At 46.1% G+C, this 18,149-nt stretch carries 14 protein-coding genes, 1 other RNA gene and 1 other annotated feature; of the genes, 12 read left to right on the top strand and 3 right to left on the bottom strand.

Annotation, left to right across the window (positions count from 1 at the left end):
* The 10 genes from LKD36_RS13255 (at position 1) to queA (ending at position 11,953) form a co-directional block, all read left to right on the top strand.
* Entirely contained in the window at positions 1–345 is a 345-nt protein-coding gene (locus tag LKD36_RS13255) for a hypothetical protein (protein ID WP_118769885.1), read from the top strand.
* 145 nt (positions 346–490) lie between these two features.
* Complete coding sequence (gene pckA / locus LKD36_RS13250; protein WP_118769886.1) at positions 491–2,095, top strand: phosphoenolpyruvate carboxykinase (ATP); 1,605 nt, start codon at positions 491–493, stop codon at positions 2,093–2,095.
* Positions 2,096–2,181: 86 nt separating this feature from the next.
* On the top strand, positions 2,182–2,943 hold the full coding sequence (locus LKD36_RS13245) for a copper homeostasis protein CutC (RefSeq protein WP_118769887.1): 762 nt from the start codon (positions 2,182–2,184) through the stop codon (positions 2,941–2,943).
* Between the two features lie 66 nt (positions 2,944–3,009).
* A non-coding RNA gene (gene ssrS / locus LKD36_RS13240) (6S RNA) lies at positions 3,010–3,200 on the top strand.
* 63 nt (positions 3,201–3,263) lie between these two features.
* Positions 3,264–4,571, top strand: coding sequence for a SpoIID/LytB domain-containing protein (locus tag LKD36_RS13235; RefSeq protein WP_118769888.1), 1,308 nt, complete (start codon positions 3,264–3,266; stop codon positions 4,569–4,571).
* A 69-nt stretch (positions 4,572–4,640) separates the two neighbouring features.
* The gene (locus LKD36_RS13230) at positions 4,641–5,426 is read left to right on the top strand and encodes a YihY/virulence factor BrkB family protein (RefSeq protein WP_308459858.1); all 786 of its coding nucleotides are present in this window, start codon (positions 4,641–4,643) and stop codon (positions 5,424–5,426) included.
* Between the two features lie 30 nt (positions 5,427–5,456).
* Positions 5,457–5,693 (top strand) — a binding site (T-box leader).
* Between the two features lie 67 nt (positions 5,694–5,760).
* Entirely contained in the window at positions 5,761–6,780 is a 1,020-nt protein-coding gene (gene pheS / locus LKD36_RS13225) for a phenylalanine--tRNA ligase subunit alpha (protein ID WP_118769891.1), read from the top strand.
* 15 nt (positions 6,781–6,795) lie between these two features.
* Positions 6,796–9,216: a phenylalanine--tRNA ligase subunit beta gene (gene pheT, locus LKD36_RS13220; RefSeq protein ID WP_308459857.1), complete on the top strand. Its 2,421-nt coding sequence runs from the start codon at positions 6,796–6,798 to the stop codon at positions 9,214–9,216.
* Positions 9,217–9,314: 98 nt separating this feature from the next.
* A complete protein-coding gene (locus LKD36_RS13215) occupies positions 9,315–10,898 on the top strand; it encodes a CotH kinase family protein (protein ID WP_308459856.1) in 1,584 nt (527 codons plus the stop codon).
* A gap of 29 nt (positions 10,899–10,927) precedes the next feature.
* Positions 10,928–11,953 carry a tRNA preQ1(34) S-adenosylmethionine ribosyltransferase-isomerase QueA gene (queA, locus tag LKD36_RS13210; protein WP_118770102.1) on the top strand — a complete coding sequence of 342 codons (1,026 nt, stop codon included), beginning with the start codon at positions 10,928–10,930 and terminating at the stop codon, positions 11,951–11,953.
* Positions 11,954–12,010: 57 nt separating this feature from the next.
* On the opposite strand, the gene udk is transcribed toward queA, so the two are convergent.
* A complete protein-coding gene (gene udk / locus LKD36_RS13205; RefSeq protein ID WP_118769894.1) occupies positions 12,011–12,625 on the bottom strand; it encodes a uridine kinase in 615 nt (204 codons plus the stop codon).
* Between the two features lie 219 nt (positions 12,626–12,844).
* Here udk and LKD36_RS13200 point away from each other — a divergent pair, with 219 nt between their 5' ends.
* Positions 12,845–13,066, top strand: coding sequence for an HPr family phosphocarrier protein (locus tag LKD36_RS13200; protein ID WP_118769895.1), 222 nt, complete (start codon positions 12,845–12,847; stop codon positions 13,064–13,066).
* 62 nt (positions 13,067–13,128) lie between these two features.
* Here LKD36_RS13200 and aroA read toward each other — a convergent pair whose 3' ends face one another.
* Positions 13,129–14,409 carry a 3-phosphoshikimate 1-carboxyvinyltransferase gene (aroA, locus tag LKD36_RS13195; RefSeq protein WP_308459855.1) on the bottom strand — a complete coding sequence of 427 codons (1,281 nt, stop codon included), beginning with the start codon at positions 14,407–14,409 and terminating at the stop codon, positions 13,129–13,131.
* 6 nt (positions 14,410–14,415) lie between these two features.
* On the bottom strand, positions 14,416–15,504 hold the full coding sequence (locus LKD36_RS13190; protein ID WP_118769897.1) for a prephenate dehydrogenase: 1,089 nt from the start codon (positions 15,502–15,504) through the stop codon (positions 14,416–14,418).
* Positions 15,505–15,700: 196 nt separating this feature from the next.
* On the opposite strand from LKD36_RS13190, the gene leuS reads away from it, so the two are divergent.
* Entirely contained in the window at positions 15,701–18,103 is a 2,403-nt protein-coding gene (gene leuS, locus LKD36_RS13185) for a leucine--tRNA ligase (RefSeq protein ID WP_118769898.1), read from the top strand.
* Positions 18,104–18,149: the final 46 nt, after the last annotated feature.

The raw sequence follows: 18,149 nt of genomic DNA, 5'->3' as shown, positions 1-18,149 counted from the left end.
ATGGATACTATCTGGAATATTACAGATCTGATTGTGCTCGGAGCAGGATTCTATGCATTGTATGCAGCTTATGTGCTGAGAACACAGGGAAAGATCGTTAAGACATTTCTGGTGTTCAAGGATACGGATGTGAGCAGCTGTAAGGATCTGCAGGGATATGCGAATCTTATGTCACCGAAACTTATGGTGCTTGGCGGAGTGATGGTGGCATATGGAGCAGTATCTCTTTTTAATACATATGTTGCGAGTATCACGGGACTTTACATCGCATTTATCATTCTGTTCCTCGCTGTGCTCTTCTGGTACGGATATGAGGTAAGCAGAGCAATGAAAAAATACTTTTGATCTTGACATTTTTTTCACGGAATGTAATAATAAATCTGATCTGGGTCAGCTGAGTACTCCTTTCGAATTATGACGGAGTTCGGATGTGAGCAGGAGCTTTGAACCTGATCTGAAATTATACAAAAAGAAAGAGGTCTAGTGAAACATGGGAAAAATTGATTTAACCAAGTATGGTATCACCGGAACAACTGAGATTGTACACAACCCTTCTTATGAGATGCTTTTCGAAGAAGAGACCAAACCGGGTCTGGAAGGTTTCGAAAAAGGACAGGTAAGTGAGCTCGGTGCAGTAAACGTTATGACTGGTATTTATACCGGACGTTCCCCGAAAGACAAATATATTGTAATGGATGAGAACTCCAAGGACACTGTATGGTGGACTTCTGATGAGTACAAAAATGACAACCATCCGGCAACTCAGGAAGCATGGGAGTCTGTAAAAGAGCTGGCTAAGAAAGAACTCTCTAACAAAAAACTGTATGTTGTAGATGCATTCTGCGGTGCAAACAAAGATACCCGTATGGCTATCCGTTTCATCGTGGAAGTAGCTTGGCAGGCTCATTTCGTAACCAACATGTTCATTCAGCCGACTGCTGAAGAGCTTGAGAAATTTGAGCCGGACTTTGTTGTTTACAATGCTTCCAAAGCAAAAGTTGAGAATTACAAAGAGCTGGGTCTGAACTCTGAGACCGCAGTTATGTTCAACATCACTACCCGTGAGCAGGTTATTGTAAACACCTGGTACGGCGGAGAGATGAAGAAAGGTATGTTCTCCATGATGAACTACTATCTGCCGCTGAAGGGCATCGCTTCTATGCACTGCTCTGCAAACACAGATATGGATGGAAAGAACACCGCTATCTTCTTCGGACTTTCCGGAACTGGTAAAACCACCCTGTCTACCGACCCGAAACGTCTTCTGATCGGTGATGACGAGCACGGCTGGGACGACAACGGAGTATTTAACTTCGAGGGCGGATGCTATGCAAAAGTTATCAATCTTGACAAAGATTCCGAGCCGGATATCTACAATGCAATCAGACGTGACGCTCTTCTTGAGAACGTAACTCTGGATGCAGAGGGTAAAATTGATTTCGCTGATAAGAGCGTAACCGAGAACACCCGTGTATCTTATCCGATCAACCATATCGAGAAGATCGTTCGCCCGGTATCCGCAGCTCCGGATGCTAAGAACGTAATCTTCCTGTCTGCTGACGCATTTGGCGTACTTCCGCCGGTATCTATCCTGACTCCGGAGCAGACTGAGTACTACTTCCTGTCCGGATTTACTGCAAAACTTGCAGGAACCGAGCGTGGAATCACTGAGCCGACACCGACCTTCTCCGCATGCTTCGGACAGGCATTCCTTGAGCTGCATCCGACCAAATATGCTCATGAGCTGGTTAAGAAAATGCAGAAGAGCGGCGCTAAAGCTTATCTTGTTAACACCGGATGGAACGGAACCGGAAAACGTATCTCCATCAAAGATACCCGTGGTATCATCGATGCAATCCTTGATGGCGCTATCCTGACCGCTCCGACCAAGAAGATTCCGTTCTTCAACTTCGAAGTTCCGACCGAGCTTCCGGGAGTTGATCCGGCAATTCTTGACCCGAGAGATACCTACGCTGAGGCTGCTCAGTGGGAGGAGAAAGCAAAGGATCTGGCTGCTCGTTTCCAGAAAAACTTTGTTAAATATGAGAGCAACGCAGACGGAAAAGCACTTGTATCTGCTGGACCGCAGCTGTAATCATTATTGTATTTACAAAAGGAGTGCTGCTTTGCAGCGCTCCTTTTTTGCATGGCCAGGTATAAAGAGAAAGGGAGGCTCATACAATGAACCATGGAAAGATGATATTGGAAGCCTGCGTGGACAGTCCGGAATCTGCAGAAGCAGCTGAAAAAGGCGGAGCAGACCGGCTGGAATTGTGCGGGCATCTGATTATCGGGGGAGTGACGCCGGATGAATGGCTTTATCGCAGTGTGCGTGAGCATTGCAGGCTGCCGGTAAGGGTTCTGATTCGGCCAAGATTCGGGGATTTCTGCTACACAGAAGCAGAGTTTCAGATGATGGAACATCAGGTGGCGCATTTTAAAAAGCTGGGTGCGGATGCCGTAGTGATCGGCTGCCTGAGACCGGACGGAACACTGGATCTGGAGCGAATGAAACGACTGGCGGAACTGGCAGGAAATATGGAAATCACGCTTCACCGGGCATTTGATGTGTGCAAAGATCCTGGAGAGGCACTCGAGCAGGCAGTTATGCTTGGAATTGGGACTGTACTCACATCAGGTCAGGAGAACAGTGCGCTGAAAGGGGCGGATTGTCTGGCAGAACTTCAGAGGCAGGCCGGAGACCGGATTACACTGATGGCAGGTGCGGGAGTTGGCCCGGCGAGTATCCGTGAGATCTGGCAAAAGACCGGACTGCGTGCTTATCATATGTCTGGTAAGAAAACATATGATTCGAGAATGGAATATCGAAGAGAGGGTGTTCCCATGGGACTTCCTGGAATCAGTGAATTCGAAGTATGGAGAACAGATGAGGAGCTGATCCGAAAAACATCCGGAATATTGTCAGAAATTGGTAATAATTGAAAAATACCAAAGTTTTTTCTCCCGACAGTTGTCAAAAATGCAAAAATAGGGTATACTATGGTTACGGATTTCCTGGGGTGTTCGATAGCCCTGTTATTTTGAACCTACATTTACGTTTATGGGATTCCAATATCGCAGGCTGGATGTCACGCCTCCGTCCTTACTGGACGCCAGTGGAAGGCTGAATGCTCTGTTGAGGTTACCCACCTAGCTTTGGCTAGGCGTCAAAATACAGGGAACGGCACTTTGGGAAACGGAAGATATCGGGTATTGCAGAAGATGCAGTACCCGTTTTTTTGTGCAGCAGAGAGGATGCTAAAATGAGTGGGAAAAAATGGAAGGGAAAGTTGTTGCTGCTGATTTGTCTGACGGCATGGCTGCTTTTTTTACTGATACAGGACAGAACTCATGATGCGGAAGAACCGCCATCCGGAAATGGCGAGGAACTGATCCTGCCTGAGCCGGGAGTTCCTGAGCAGGAGGAAACACTTTCGAAGATTCCATCTGCAGATGCCTGCATCCGGGTATTGATTCTGAACAAAAGCGGCGGAATCTATCATGAAACAAAAGAACCAGATAGAAAATATCCGGGAACAATGCAGGATTATGAAACAGAGAATGGCTGGGTCATCGTCAATGAGGTTCCGCTGGAAGAATATCTTCGGAGAGTTGTACCAAGCGAGATGCCATCCGGTTATGCGGAAGAGGCACTGAAGGCCCAGGCAGTCTGTGCCCGCACGTATGCAGTCTGGCAGATGCAGGAATATGCATATCCGGAATATGAGGCGCATGTGGATGACAGTGTTTCTTTTCAGGTTTATAATCAGGTGGAAAGCCAGGAAAGTACAGATCAGGCAGTACAGGAGACGAAAGGCCAGATTATGCTGTATGAAGGCCGGCCGGTAAAAGCCTATTATTTTGCTACTTCCTGCGGCGTGACAACTGATGAGGCAATCTGGGAGGATGCGGATCCGACAAAAACACCTTACATAGAAGGACGAAGAACAGGGAATGGAAGCCTGAAGAAAAGTCTTACGGAGGAGACCGTTTTTGAACGATTTATTCGGAAAAAACATGCGGGAGATCTGGAGATTGCAGAACCATGGTACCGTTGGAACTGTTATCTTTCTCTTGCACAGATTACGGACAATGTACAGAAATGGCTGCAGGTACGCAGTGAGAAGACGAAAGACGGGATTCTGGTGAAGAATGGGGATCAGTGGATAAAACGTGAAGACTGTGATCCGGGAGAAATCAGAAGCGTATCCATTGAGAAGAGAAATACTGGAGGTGCGGCACTGGAAATGCTGATGGAGGGAACGAAAGAAACCCTGAAAATCAGATACGAGTATAATATACGCATGTTTCTCGGAGCACCAGAAGAAAAAATTTACAAAAATGATGGAACAGTGAAAGAGGGAAGTCCACTTCTTCCCAGCGGCTATTTTGTACTGGAACCTGTACAGAAAGATGGGAAAACAGTTGGATATGAAGTGTATGGAGGCGGTCTGGGACATGGAGCCGGTATGAGCCAGAATGGAGCGCGGATTCTGGCAGAGCAGGGGGAATCTTACGAGTCCATTCTTCATTATTTTTATAAAGACATAGAACTTGCTATTTTGGAATAAACAGGGTATGATAAGCAGGCAAACCATGCACGGAAAGGGTAAAATCATATGCTGCGCAGACTGATTATCATGATACTGGAAATAAAAAAGGACCTGGAGAGTGCTCATGTAGGGGCATATGCGGCGCAGTCTGCGTATTTTATTATTCTGTCATTTCTGCCGCTCACGATTATGCTGCTGTCACTGGTACAATTTACCGGAGTAGGAAAAGCAGACCTTTATAATCTGATTCAGACGGTGATTCCCCTGGGGTTCCGAAGCTGGGTTATTGGCATGGTGGATGAGATGTACAGCCGGACGATAGCTACGATTTCATTGTCTGCACTGGTCATGGTATGGTCTGCCGGAAAAAGTTTTATGGCGCTGAACCGGGGAATGAATGCCATCTGTCAGGTGGATCGAAAACCTAATTATCTGATGCTTCGTCTGCGGGGCGCCATTTTTGCCTTGATTTTTGTACTGCTTGTGGTGGCATCTCTGGTGCTCATTGTCTTTGGAACCTCCATTCATCTGTGGATCAGGTATCATTTTCCGTTTCTGACAGTAATCACGCGGATTCTGCTTACGTTCCGTCTGTTGATCATGTTGGTCTTATTTATGGTATTTTTTGCAGTGCTTTATATGATGCTGCCAAACCGTAAGACGACTTTTACGGATCAGCTGCCGGGGGCTTTGTTTTCTGCGGTGGCATGGTATTTGTTTTCCTTTGGATTTTCCATTTATATTGAATACACCAGAGCCTATACCATGTATGGAAGTCTGACTACGTTAATGTTATTTATGTTCTGGCTTTATTTTGTTATGTATATTGTGCTGATCGGTGTGGAGATCAACCATTTCTGGCTTGACCGGTAAAAAATTTTGTGTTATAGTAGTTGTCGATATGGAAATGCGTAGAAGGTGTCAGTAGCAACCTGTTTTCCGACAGAGAGGAAGAGCCAGCGGCTGTAAGCTCATCCCGGTTCAGACAGTATTGTGAATTTCCCACTGGAGCAGCATCCTTGAAATTATTTATGAAAAGTAGGGGAATGACGTTCACCGCACGTTACGCGGCATGAGTGTCCGGTCGAAAGAAGATCGGAAATAAGGGTGGTACCACGGATTACAGACTTCGTCCCTGTTAGGGGATGGAGTTTTTTTATTATCTGAAACAAAGGAAACCCTGAGACTATATTAAAGGAGTTCAGTCATGAAAGAAAAACTGCAGAAAATCAGAGAAGAGGCTATTGCACGTATCAAAGCATCCGGCAATCCTGATGCGCTGAATGAAGTACGTGTATCCGTACTTGGAAAGAAAGGGGAGCTTACAGCACTCTTAAAGAGTATGAAAGAGTTAGCTCCGGAAGACCGTCCGGCTTTCGGACAGCTGGTAAATGATACCAGAGCCGAGATCGAGAAGGTGATGGAAGAAGCAAAGAAGAACATGGACAAGCTGCTTCTGGAGGCAAAACTGAAATCAGAAGTGATCGATGTTACTCTTCCGGCAAAGAAAAACAGTGTCGGACACAGACATCCGAACACCATTGCTCTGGAAGAAGTAGAGCGTATCTTCATTGGTATGGGATACGAAGTGATTGAAGGACCGGAGGTTGAGTATGATCTTTATAACTTCGAAAAACTGAATATTCCGGCAAATCATCCGGCAAAGGATGAGCAGGATACTTTCTATATCAACAAAGACATCGTGCTCAGAACCCAGACCTCTCCGGTGCAGGCAAGAATCATGGAAAAAGGAAAGCTTCCGATTCGTATGATTTCTCCGGGACGTGTATTCCGTTCTGACGAAGTAGACGCAACTCATTCTCCGTCCTTCCATCAGATCGAGGGACTGGTTATTGATAAGAATATTACCTTTGCTGACCTGAAGGGAACTCTGGAAGAGTTCGCAAAAGAGCTGTTTGGAGCAGAGACTAAGACTAAATTCCGTCCCCATCACTTCCCCTTCACGGAGCCGAGTGCAGAGGTAGACGTATCCTGCTTCAAATGCGGCGGTAAAGGATGCCGCTTCTGTAAAGGTTCCGGCTGGATTGAGATTCTTGGCTGCGGTATGGTACATCCTCATGTACTGGAGATGTGCGGCATTGACCCGAACGAGTACACTGGTTTTGCATTTGGTGTAGGTCTGGAACGTATCGCACTGTTGAAATATGAGATTGACGATATGAGACTGCTGTATGAAAACGACATCAGATTCTTGAAACAGTTCTAAGGAGGAAATTACAAGATGAATACATCTTTATCATGGATAAAAGCATATGTGCCGGAGCTTGATGTGACGGCTCAGGAGTTCACCGATGCCATGACCCTGTCTGGTTCCAAGGTGGAAGGATTTACAAAAATGGATGCTGACCTGGAGAAAATCGTTATCGGTCAGATTCAGAAAATCGAACGTCATCCGGATGCAGATAAGCTGATCATCTGCCAGGTAGATATCGGAGAGGCAGAACCCATTCAGATCGTAACCGGTGCTCCGAACGTGAAAGAAGGAGATAAAGTTCCGGTTGTTCTGGACGGCGGACGTGTAGCTGGCGGTCATGACGGCAAGATGACACCGGGAGGAATTAAGATCAAAAAAGGAAAACTCCGCGGGGTTGAGTCTAACGGTATGATGTGCTCCATCGAGGAACTTGGTTCTACCAGAGATATGTATCCGGAAGCACCGGAATACGGTATCTATATCTTCCCGGAAGATGCGAAAGTTGGCGCAGATGCCATCGGTGCACTGGGACTTCATGATGTGGAGTTTGAATTTGAGATTACTTCCAACCGTGTAGACTGTTACAGCACGTTAGGCCTTGCAAGAGAGACTGCTGCAACCTTCCACAAAGAATTTAAGGCTCCGGTAGTAGAAGTCAAAGGCTGCGGCGGAGATGTCAATGATTATATAAAAGTAGAAGTACAGGCAGAGGATCTCTGTTCCAGATATTGTGCAAGAGTTGTAAAAAATATCCGTCTTGCTCCGTCACCGGAATGGATGCAGAGAAGACTGGCATCCGTTGGTATCCGCCCGATCAATAACATTGTGGACATCACCAACTACGTCATGGAAGAGTATGGTCAGCCTATGCACGCGTATGATCTGGATACCATTGCAGACCATAAGATCGTAGTCCGCCGTGCAGCAAATGATGAAAAATTTGTTACTCTGGATGGTCAGGAGAGAACACTGGACGAGAACGTTCTGGTTATCTGCGACGGTGAGAAAGCCGTTGGTATGGCAGGTATCATGGGTGGAGAGAACTCCATGATCACCGATGATGTAAAGACCATGCTCTTCGAGGCAGCCTGCTTTGACGGTACCAACATTCGTCTTTCCAGCAAACGTGTAGGTCTTCGTACGGAAGCTTCCGGAAAGTTTGAGAAGGGTCTGGATCCCAACAATGCACAGGCAGCCATCGACCGTGCATGCCAGCTCATTGAAGAACTGGATGCCGGTGATGTAGTAGATGGAACCGTAGATGTATATCCGGTGAAGAAAGAGGAAGTTCGTATTCCCTTTGAGCCGGACCGCATCAATGCTCTGCTGGGAACCGATATCAGTAAAGAGCAGATGCTCGAGTACTTCAAACCGATTGAGCTTGCTTATGATGAGAAGACCAATGAGATCGTAGCTCCGACTTTCCGTCAGGATCTGTTCCGTACTGCAGATCTGGCTGAGGAAGTAGCACGTTTCTTTGGATATGATAATATTCCGACGACTCTGCCGAGAGGAGAGGCAACCACAGGAAAGCTTCCGTTCTATCTGAGAATTGAAGCTGTTGCAAGAGATATCGCAGAGTTCTGCGGATTCTCCCAGGGTATGACTTACAGCTTCGAGAGCCCGAAAGTATTTGATAAACTGATGCTTCCGGAGGATGCAAAAGAGCGTCAGGCTATCCTGATCTCCAATCCGCTGGGGGAGGACTTCTCCATTATGAGAACCATTTCCCTGAATGGAATGCTGACTTCTCTGGCCACCAACTACAATAGAAGAAATAAAAATGTACGTCTCTATGAGATGGGAAATATTTATCTGCCGAAAAGTCTTCCGCTGACGGAATTGCCGGATGAGAGAATGCAGTTCACTCTTGGCATGTATGGCGATGGCGACTTCTTCAGCATGAAGGGTGTCGTAGAAGAGTTCCTCGACAAGATCGGTATGCATGAGAAAGAAGTTTACGATCCGAATGCCGGAAAATCCTTCCTGCATCCGGGACGCCAGGCAAATATTGTTTATGATGGAACCGTGATTGGTTACATGGGTGAGGTTCATCCGACCGTTGCTGCAAATTATGGTATTGGCGACCGTGCTTATGTAGCTGTTCTGGACATGCCGTCTATCGTTGAAAAGGCAACCTTCGACAGAAAATATGAAGGCATTGCAAAATTCCCGGCAGTAACCAGAGACATTTCCATGGTACTTCCGAAAGAGATCCTGGTAGGACAGGTTGAGGAGATCATCGTGACCAGAGGCGGAAAGATTCTGGAGAACTACGAACTGTTCGACATTTACGAAGGTTCCCAGATCAAGGAAGGATTTAAGTCTGTCGCTTATTCCCTTTCCTTCCGTGCAAAGGATCATACTCTGACGGACACTGAGATTACTTCCGCAATGAAGAAAATCCTGGATGGTCTTAAGGCTCTGGGCGCAGAGCTGCGTCAGTAATGATGTCTGCAAAAAAATCCATCAGGGCGGGGCTTTTAATAGCTGCCGCCCTGGTTTTGTTGTTTGTGGCATTCAAAAGTCCCGGGGAAGCGCAGAAGATGGAAGAGGCAGATGATATTATCGTTTCCCAGGAGGACTCCTTCTGTGCCGGAGACCTGGTGTTGAAACTGTCTGATGCGGGCGGTTATCCGATTTACTACACGCTGGACGGCAGTATTCCTGGATTTGAAAGCGGATTTTATGAAGATTCCCTTGTTTTTACGGCTACAGATGAGGTGCGAAGCTGCGTGCTCCGTGCCCGTTCTTATGATGAGAGTACCGGAGAATGGGGAGATCTGTTTACAAGAACTTATTTTTATGCGGACAGCATGGAGACATTGAAAGAACGGTTCAGTACCTATATTGTTTGTCTGACCAGTGATCCTTACAATCTGTATGATTATGAATATGGCATCATGGTGGAGGGAAAGATTCGGGATGAGTATGTGAACAGCCCGGAATATATTTCCGGAAAACTGACACAGCCTGCAAACTTTACCCAGCAGGGCAGAGATTGGGAACGGGATGCCTTTGTGGAGATTCTGTCTCCGGATGGAGAGCGCCTCATTGCCCAGGATGCAGGAATGCGGATCTTCGGGCATGCCAGCAGACAGTATTATTACAAATCCTTTAAACTCTATGCAAGGAAAGCCTACGGAAATGATACATTTGCCTATCCCTTTTTTGCAGATAATACCCATGGAGCGGATCAGAAGGTACAGGATGCCTATAAGCGTCTGGTCGTAAGGGCTCATGGCTTTGATAAGAGTGTGACCCTGTTCAGGGAAGAGCTGTTTCAGACTCTGTGCAGTCAGATCGAAGGCATTGACAGTAAGTCTGTTGCACCGGCGTCTGTATGGCTGAACGGTGGTTACTATAATTTTGAATGGCTGCAGGAAGTCTATGATGATACTTATATGGAAGAAAATTACGGACTGATGCAGAAAGGAGATTATTACCAGAAAGTGGCTCTCCGAGCAAACAAATTTCCTGATGATCCGGATGAAAAAGCAGAAGATATTCGAGGAAAAGAAGATTATCAAAAAGTAGCAGAGTACGCAGAAAAAAACCTGACCGATGATGAGACCTTTGCGGAACTGGAACAGCTGGTTGATATTGATAATATGATTCAGTATTTTGCGATTGAGACCTATATCGCCAACTGGGACTGGCCGTTGAACAATATTAAGCTGTATCGATATTACAGCCAGAACAATGTCTATGGAACCGGACGACAGGATGGAAGATGGCGGTATCTTTATTATGATATGGAAGCAGGCTTCAATATTTATAATGAAGAACCGGAAGACTGGCTGGATATAGAGACCGTGATGGAGCAGAATCCGCTGTTTGGAGCTGTCATGAAGAGGCCGGATATGCAGGAAAAATTTGCGAAGTATATAGAACTTTGTATTAAGGAATATTTTACGGAAGACAGAGTCCGCGCGGCTGTCGAAAAACTTTGTGGGGAACGCGATAGCGAACTGGCAGAAAGTTTTGCTTACAAACACAGTATTGATGAGTCGTATACGATGAACATGGATGATGTAGAACAGAACAAAGAAGTAATCTATGACTTCGTGGAGAAACGTCCGGAGATGATGCGGCAGCAGATACAGGAACTGTTTGGAATTGAACTATAGGAGGTTATTATATTTTGGACGAACAGAATATGAGTTTACATGATTTTTATTATGATCTTCCCCAGGAACTGATTGCACAGGATCCACTGGAAGACCGTTCCAGTTCCAGGCTGCTGGTACTGGACAGAGAGACCGGAAATACCGAACACCATATTTTCCGGGAGATTATTAATTATCTGAATCCGGGAGACTGCCTGGTGGTGAATAATACAAAGGTTATTCCGGCAAGGCTCATCGGAAACAAGGTCGGAACTGATGCGAAGATCGAAGTGCTTCTTCTGAAACGAAATGCAGATGATGTGTGGGAAACACTGGTGAAACCGGGCAAGAAAGCAAAACCGGGTACGAAGATCAGCTTCGGTGACGGGCTTCTTGTAGGAGAAGTAGTAGATGTTGTAGAGGATGGAAACCGGATGATCAAATTCACCTATGATGGTATCTTTGAAGAAATCCTGGATCAGCTGGGACAGATGCCGCTTCCACCCTATATTACCCATCAGCTGAAGGATAAGAATCGCTATCAGACGGTTTATGCGAAACACGATGGTTCTGCAGCAGCGCCGACGGCCGGACTTCATTTTACACCGGAGCTTTTACAGGCCATTAAGGACAAGGGTGTCAATATCGCCCACGTAACCCTGCATGTAGGCCTTGGTACCTTCCGCCCGGTAAAGGTGGAAAATATCAAAGAGCATCATATGCATTCCGAGTTCTATATGGTGGAAGAGGATCAGGCGAAACTGATCAATGAGACAAAGACAAAGGGTGGGCGGATTATCGCAGTGGGCACTACCAGCTGCCGTACCCTGGAATCCGCTACAGGAGAGGATGGAATTTTAAAAGCCGGAAGCGGCTGGACGGAGATCTTCATTTATCCGGGATATCAATTTAAACTGATTGATTGTCTGATTACCAATTTCCATCTGCCGGAATCTACACTGATGATGCTGGTATCTGCACTGGCAGGAAGAGATAAGATCATGGCTGCTTATAAAGAGGCGGTAGAAATGAAATATCGGTTCTTCTCATTTGGAGATGCGATGTTTATAAAGTAAAAGAGTAACAAAATACCCCGGAGCAAAGTAACAGCTCCGGGGTAAAATTCTGCTTTTTTAATTTTCGTCTAACATCAGCTGAATTTTGGATTTGACAATATCGAAGGCCACATTATTCATACCACTGTTGATGACCACATCGGCTAGAGCACGGGTTGGCTCTACATACAGATAATGCATGGGTTTTACGGTGGTTAGATACTGATCTACAATGTTGTCAAGATCACGGCCGCGTTCTTTCACATCCCGCACGATCCGGCGGAGAATACGCTCATCAGCATCTGCCTCTACGTAAATTTTAATATCCATCATGCTGCGGAGCAGTGGATCTGCCAGAAGGAGAATTCCTTCTGCAAGGATGATCTTTTTCGGCTCAATATGAATAGTTTCCTGAGAACGATTGTGTGCGCTGTAATCGTAGACGGGGCAGTCAACAGCCTGACCTTTTTTTAGCATTTTCAGATGTTTGATCATCAGATCAGTCTCCAATGAAGCCGGATGGTCATAATTTACTTTTTTCCGCTCTTCAAAAGGTACATCATCCTGCCTCCGATAGTAATTGTCGTGATAGACAACTGCTACGTCATTTGGAAATGCATCCCGCAGACGGTTGGTAAAGGTTGATTTTCCGGAACCGGTACCTCCGGCAATTCCGATAATCATAACGCTCATACAATAGTTTCCTCCTGTGTTCGTTCGCAATATACTGCGGTTTATTGTACACTTTTTTATAACAAATTTCTACAGGTAATTGCATAAAATATAAAAAGATTACAACATATGTGTTAAGAATATATCAAGATTCTCCCAGAAGGTTTGACTTTATTGAGAAAATGTACCATAATAAACAAGGCATAAGAGAAGATAAGAAACCGAAAGGAGTGTGTTTGCATGACAGAAATTCAGATTAAACTGCCACCGGAAAGTGTGAGCGCATTTGTAAAGAAAACTCAGGACTGTGATTTTAATGTGGATATTGCATATGACCGTCTGGAGATTGACGCCAAGTCGTTGCTTGGTATTCTGAGTCTGGATCTAAATCGGATATTGAATGTAAAGTTGTTTGGTCATAATGAGGTGCTGGAGGATTTCCTGCAGACGCTGGCTGTATAAAAAGAGAATATAAAAAAGGAGTTACTCAGGTGAATCTGAGCAGCTCCTTTTTTCGTTGATTTCTATTTTGCCAGCATGGAAAGATCTTCATAAAATCCAGGATAGCTGATTTTTACACAGTCAGCGCCGGTGATCTCGGTTTCTCCATCGGAAGCAAGGGCGGTGATGGCAAAGGTCATGGCAATGCGGTGATCAAGCTTACTGTCGATGACGGCACCATGGAGTGGATGTCCGCCTTCGATGATCATGCCATCATCGGTAGCGGTGACATGGGCACCCATGGCGGTAAGGTTTTGTACCATTACGTCAATACGGTTAGATTCTTTGACTTTCAGCTCCTGCGCATCTTTAATGACAGTAGTTCCCTCGGCAAAGCAGGCAAGAGCAGCGACTACCGGAAGTTCATCGATAAGAGTCGGAATTACGGCACCGCCTACGGTAGTTCCGTGAAGGGAACCCGCACGGACAAGAAGATCTGCTGTGGGTTCTCCGTTTCCAAGATTTTTATTGAGAAGTGTGATATCGGCTCCCATATCCTTACATACCCGAAGAAGTCCGTCTCTGGTCGGGTTAATTCCCACATTTTTAATAAGAATCTCGGAACCTGGAACAATCAGTCCGGCGGCGATGAAGTAAGCGGCAGAGGAAATGTCACCCGGTACCTCGATTTCCTGACCATGGAGTTCTGATCCGGGAACAATCGTGGCCGTAGTACCTTTACTGGTGATTTGTGCTCCGAAATGCTTCAGCATGATCTCTGTGTGATTGCGGGAAAGATAGGGTTCTGTCACACTGGTAGTGCCGTCTGCATAGAGACCTGCCAGCAGGATACAGGATTTGACCTGAGCAGAAGCAACTTTGGATTGATAGTGAATGCCGTAGAGCTGACTTTGGCGAATGCGAAGCGGTGCACAGCCGTTTCCGCGAATACTTTCAATATCGGCTCCCATCTGGCTTAGAGGGGCGATGATTCGTTTCATGGGACGGCTCTGGATGGATTCGTCACCGTTTAATTCTGTAGTAAAAGGCTGACCTGCGAGAATGCCGGAGATCAGGCGGGTGGTAGTACCGCTGTTACCCACATCCAGCATGGAATCCGGAGCAGTCAGTCCGTGGATGCCTTTTCCGCGAATAAGGATTTCATCCAGTGTTTCCTCAATCTCGATGCCCAGTTTCCGGAAACAGGCAATGGTAGAGAGGCAGTCTGCACCTCTTAAAAAGTTGGTGACTTTTGTGGTTCCGTCTGCCAGCGCACCAAACATGACGGAACGGTGGGAGATGCTTTTGTCGCCCGGAATGGTAACCGTTCCTTTTAAAGGAGCGGAAGCTTTCGTAAATTTCATAATTCATTACCTTTCGTAAATCACATAGCGATGTTTTCTTAAAATATCTGCAGCCTGTACCATGGCCTGTTCATCGTAAAATTCAATTCGAAGTACAGCTTCAATGAACTCCCGGCTGTGGATAATACCGATATTTTTCAAGCTGATCTGATTGCTTGCCAGAATGGTAGCAAGGGTGGCAATTCCACCGGCCTCATCTACCATATCGCAGTAAAGTTCGTAGATAGGCTGCAGGGCGCCGCTTCCCTTTGCAGGAAGGCTGTTGCGGTAATCCCGGGAAGTCTCAAACAGATGGTAGATGGAACCCTGTTCCGCGTTATCCAACTCCTTTTGGATTTGGGTCAGAGAAACAATGTAATCTCCAAGGATAGATGAAATATTTTTTCGGTTGGTCATGCAGATCTGTTCCCACATCTCCGGAGAGGAGGAAGCAATACGCGTAATGTCTTTAAATCCGCCTGCTGCCACCAGCTTCATGAGTCCGTTTTCCGTGTCGGAATCTTTCACCAGATTGACTAAGGATGAAGCAATAATATGGGGCAGATGGCTGATACCTGCTGTCACATAATCGTGGGTACGATAATCAACAACCAGCGGAAGTGCTTTTAAGCTTGCAACAAAGTTGCGGTAGCGGTCTACGGCACCGTCAGGGTTTTTCCCGGTAGGAGTGATCATATAGTAGGCATTTTCAATGAGAATTCGTTTGGAATTGGCATAGCCTGTCTTCTCAGAACCGGCCATGGGATGTCCACCGATAAAGTTTTCTTCCATACCAAGTTCCGTAACTTTTTCGTGGATGTCTGTCTTGGTACTTCCTACGTCTGTGATGATGCAGGAAGAGTGGATGAGGGGCTTCAACTGTTCCAGATATTTTGCGTTGCTGGAAACCGGGGCGCACAGGAATATATAATCGCAGTCTGCGAAATCCTCCCCGACTCCATCCGGAATCCGGTCTACCACACCGTCAGCGACGGCCTGTTCCACAGACGCCCGGGTACGGGAATATGCGATAATCTCCGCATCCGGATAAAAATGACGGACGGCCCTGGCGATAGAGCCGCCGATGAGTCCCAGTCCGATAAAACCAGTTTTCATGATTGTTCTCCTTTAGCACGTTAATGTCTATAAGTATAGCACGGTTCCCGGAAAATAGAAAGGTTTTTCTAAAATCAAAATTGACAAACAAAGGGTAGTATATTACACTTATAGAGTTAAAAATAAGCTGAATTACCGGATATCCCGGATAGTTATTTTGTAACAGCGTCGGAAATCGAGAAGGAGGACGTATGAAATGAAACACAATTTCCGAAAGATAGAAGCCAAATGGCAGCAGAAGTGGGATGAAGCCAAGATCTTTAATGCAGTGGACGGAAGTTCCAAGCCGAAATTTTATGGTCTGGTAGAGTTCCCGTATCCCAGCGGCGCAGGTATGCACGTTGGACACATTAAGGCATATTCCAGCCTTGAGGTAATTTCCAGAAAAAGAAGAATGGAAGGCTATAATGTCCTGTTCCCCATCGGATTCGACGCATTCGGACTCCCGACCGAGAACTATGCCATCAAGACTGGCAAACATCCGCGTGTGATCACGGATGAGAACATTGCAAAATTCACCAATCAGCTGAAAAAAGTCGGATTCTCTTTTGACTGGGACCGTGTGATTGATACCACAGACGAGGATTATTATAAATGGACCCAGTGGATTTTCCTGAAAATGTATGAGCATGGTCTGGTATTCAGAAGCAAGGCACTGGTAAATTACTGCCCGTCCTGTAAAGTCGTTCTTTCCAATGAGGACAGCCAGGGTGGACACTGCGATATCTGCCACAGCGAAGTTATCCAGAAATCCAAAGATGTCTGGTACTTAAGAATTACCGAGTATGCAGATAAACTGCTGGAAGGTCTGGATCATGTAGATTATCCGGCAAATGTAAAACAGCAGCAGATAAACTGGATTGGTAAATCTACCGGTGCATTTGTAGACTTTAAAGTAGACGGCGTTGATGAGCAGCTGGAGATCTATACCACCAGACCGGATACCCTGTTTGGTGTTACCTTCATGGTTATGGCTCCGGAGCATCCGCTGATTGATAAATATGCGGACCGCATTTCCAATATGGATGCGATTAAAGCATATCGCAGTGAGTGCGCGAAGAAAACAGAATTTGAACGTACCCAGCTGGTAAAAGATAAGACCGGTGTGAAGATTGAGGGCCTGGAGGCTGTTAATCCGGTTAATGGTAAGAAAATTCCGATCTTCATTGCAGATTATGTAATGATGGGTTATGGTACCGGAGCCATCATGGCAGTACCGGCACATGACCAGCGTGACTACGATTTTGCAAAGGCATTTAATATCGATATTATTGAGGTTATCAAGGGCGGAGATATCACGAAAGAAGCCTATACCGGTGACGGTGAGATGGTGAACTCCGAGTTCCTGAATGGTTATACGAATAAGAAAGATTCTATCAAGAAGATGCTGGAAGAACTGACGAAGCAGGGTATTGGCCGTGCAGGTGTACAGTTCAAAATGAAAGACTGGGCATTCAACCGTCAGAGATATTGGGGTGAGCCGATTCCGATCGTTCACTGTGATAACTGTGGTGTTGTTCCGGTTCCTTATGAAGAGCTGCCTCTTCGTCTGCCGAAGGTAGAGAATTTTGAGCCGGGTGTGGAAGGCGAATCTCCGCTGGCTAAGATTGATTCCTTCGTAAAATGCAAATGCCCAAAATGTGGACGTGATGCAAGAAGAGAGACAGATACCATGCCGCAGTGGGCAGGATCTTCCTGGTATTTCCTGCGTTACATCGATCCGCACAACGACAAGTGTCTGGCAGATCCGGAAAAACTGAAATACTGGATGCCGGTTGACTGGTATAACGGTGGTATGGAGCATGTTACCAGACACGTGATTTATTCCCGTTTCTGGCATCATTTCCTGTATGACATTGGTGTTGTCAATACTCCGGAGCCTTACGCAAAACGTTCTATTCAGGGACTGATCCTTGGACCGGACGGAGATAAGATGAGTAAATCCAAGGGTAATGTCGTAGACCCACTGGATATTGTAGAGGATTACGGTGCAGATACTCTGCGTACCTATGTTCTGTTCATGGGTGATTACGGTGCAGCTACTCCGTGGAACGAGAATTCTGTAAAAGGCTGTAAACGTTTCCTGGAGCGTGTAGCCGGATTTACGGATATGCTGTCTGAGGACAAAGAGACAGAAAAACTGGAGACTTCGCTTCACAAGACCATCAAGAAGGTATCTTCTGATATCGAGGATATGAAGTTCAACACTGCCATTGCAGCATTGATGACTCTGACCAACGATGTATACAATGTCGGAAAGATCAGTAAAGAGCAGCTTCAGACCTTCATCAAACTGCTTTGTCCGTTTGCTCCCCATCTGTGTGAGGAAATGTGGGAGGCAACCGGCGGAGAAGGATTCCTTTCTCTGGCATCCTGGCCGACCTATGAGGAGGCTAAGACAGTTGACGCACAGACCGAGATCGGTGTACAGATCAACGGTAAACTTCGTGGTACCGTAGTCATTCCGACTGGTGCTGACAAGGAAGAAGTATTTGCTGCTGCAAAAGCTGATCCCAGAATTGCATCCCTGGTAGAGGGCAAGACCTTTGTAAAAGAGATCTATGTTCCGAATCGTGTCGTAAACTTTGTAGTAAAATAGGTAATATAGCTAAATTCACAGCCCTGCAGACTGATTTCTGTGGGGC

The organism is Hominiventricola filiformis, from assembly GCF_020686965.1.
Lineage (GTDB): Bacteria > Bacillota > Clostridia > Lachnospirales > Lachnospiraceae > Hominiventricola > Hominiventricola filiformis.
This window is presented reverse-complemented; position numbering and strand designations above follow the sequence as displayed.

Coding starts and splice junctions, on each gene's coding strand:
- LKD36_RS13245 (WP_118769887.1), top strand. CDS start 2,182: ATGAACCATGGAAAGATGATATTGGAAGCCTGCGTGGACAGTCCGGAA.
- queA (WP_118770102.1), top strand. CDS start 10,928: ATGAGTTTACATGATTTTTATTATGATCTTCCCCAGGAACTGATTGCA.
- LKD36_RS13190 (WP_118769897.1), bottom strand. CDS start 15,504: ATGAAAACTGGTTTTATCGGACTGGGACTCATCGGCGGCTCTATCGCC.
- pheT (WP_308459857.1), top strand. CDS start 6,796: ATGAATACATCTTTATCATGGATAAAAGCATATGTGCCGGAGCTTGAT.
- LKD36_RS13200 (WP_118769895.1), top strand. CDS start 12,845: ATGACAGAAATTCAGATTAAACTGCCACCGGAAAGTGTGAGCGCATTT.
- udk (WP_118769894.1), bottom strand. CDS start 12,625: ATGAGCGTTATGATTATCGGAATTGCCGGAGGTACCGGTTCCGGAAAA.
- aroA (WP_308459855.1), bottom strand. CDS start 14,409: ATGAAATTTACGAAAGCTTCCGCTCCTTTAAAAGGAACGGTTACCATT.
- pckA (WP_118769886.1), top strand. CDS start 491: ATGGGAAAAATTGATTTAACCAAGTATGGTATCACCGGAACAACTGAG.
- LKD36_RS13235 (WP_118769888.1), top strand. CDS start 3,264: ATGAGTGGGAAAAAATGGAAGGGAAAGTTGTTGCTGCTGATTTGTCTG.
- leuS (WP_118769898.1), top strand. CDS start 15,701: ATGAAACACAATTTCCGAAAGATAGAAGCCAAATGGCAGCAGAAGTGG.
- LKD36_RS13255 (WP_118769885.1), top strand. CDS start 1: ATGGATACTATCTGGAATATTACAGATCTGATTGTGCTCGGAGCAGGA.
- LKD36_RS13215 (WP_308459856.1), top strand. CDS start 9,315: ATGGAAGAGGCAGATGATATTATCGTTTCCCAGGAGGACTCCTTCTGT.
- pheS (WP_118769891.1), top strand. CDS start 5,761: ATGAAAGAAAAACTGCAGAAAATCAGAGAAGAGGCTATTGCACGTATC.
- LKD36_RS13230 (WP_308459858.1), top strand. CDS start 4,641: ATGATACTGGAAATAAAAAAGGACCTGGAGAGTGCTCATGTAGGGGCA.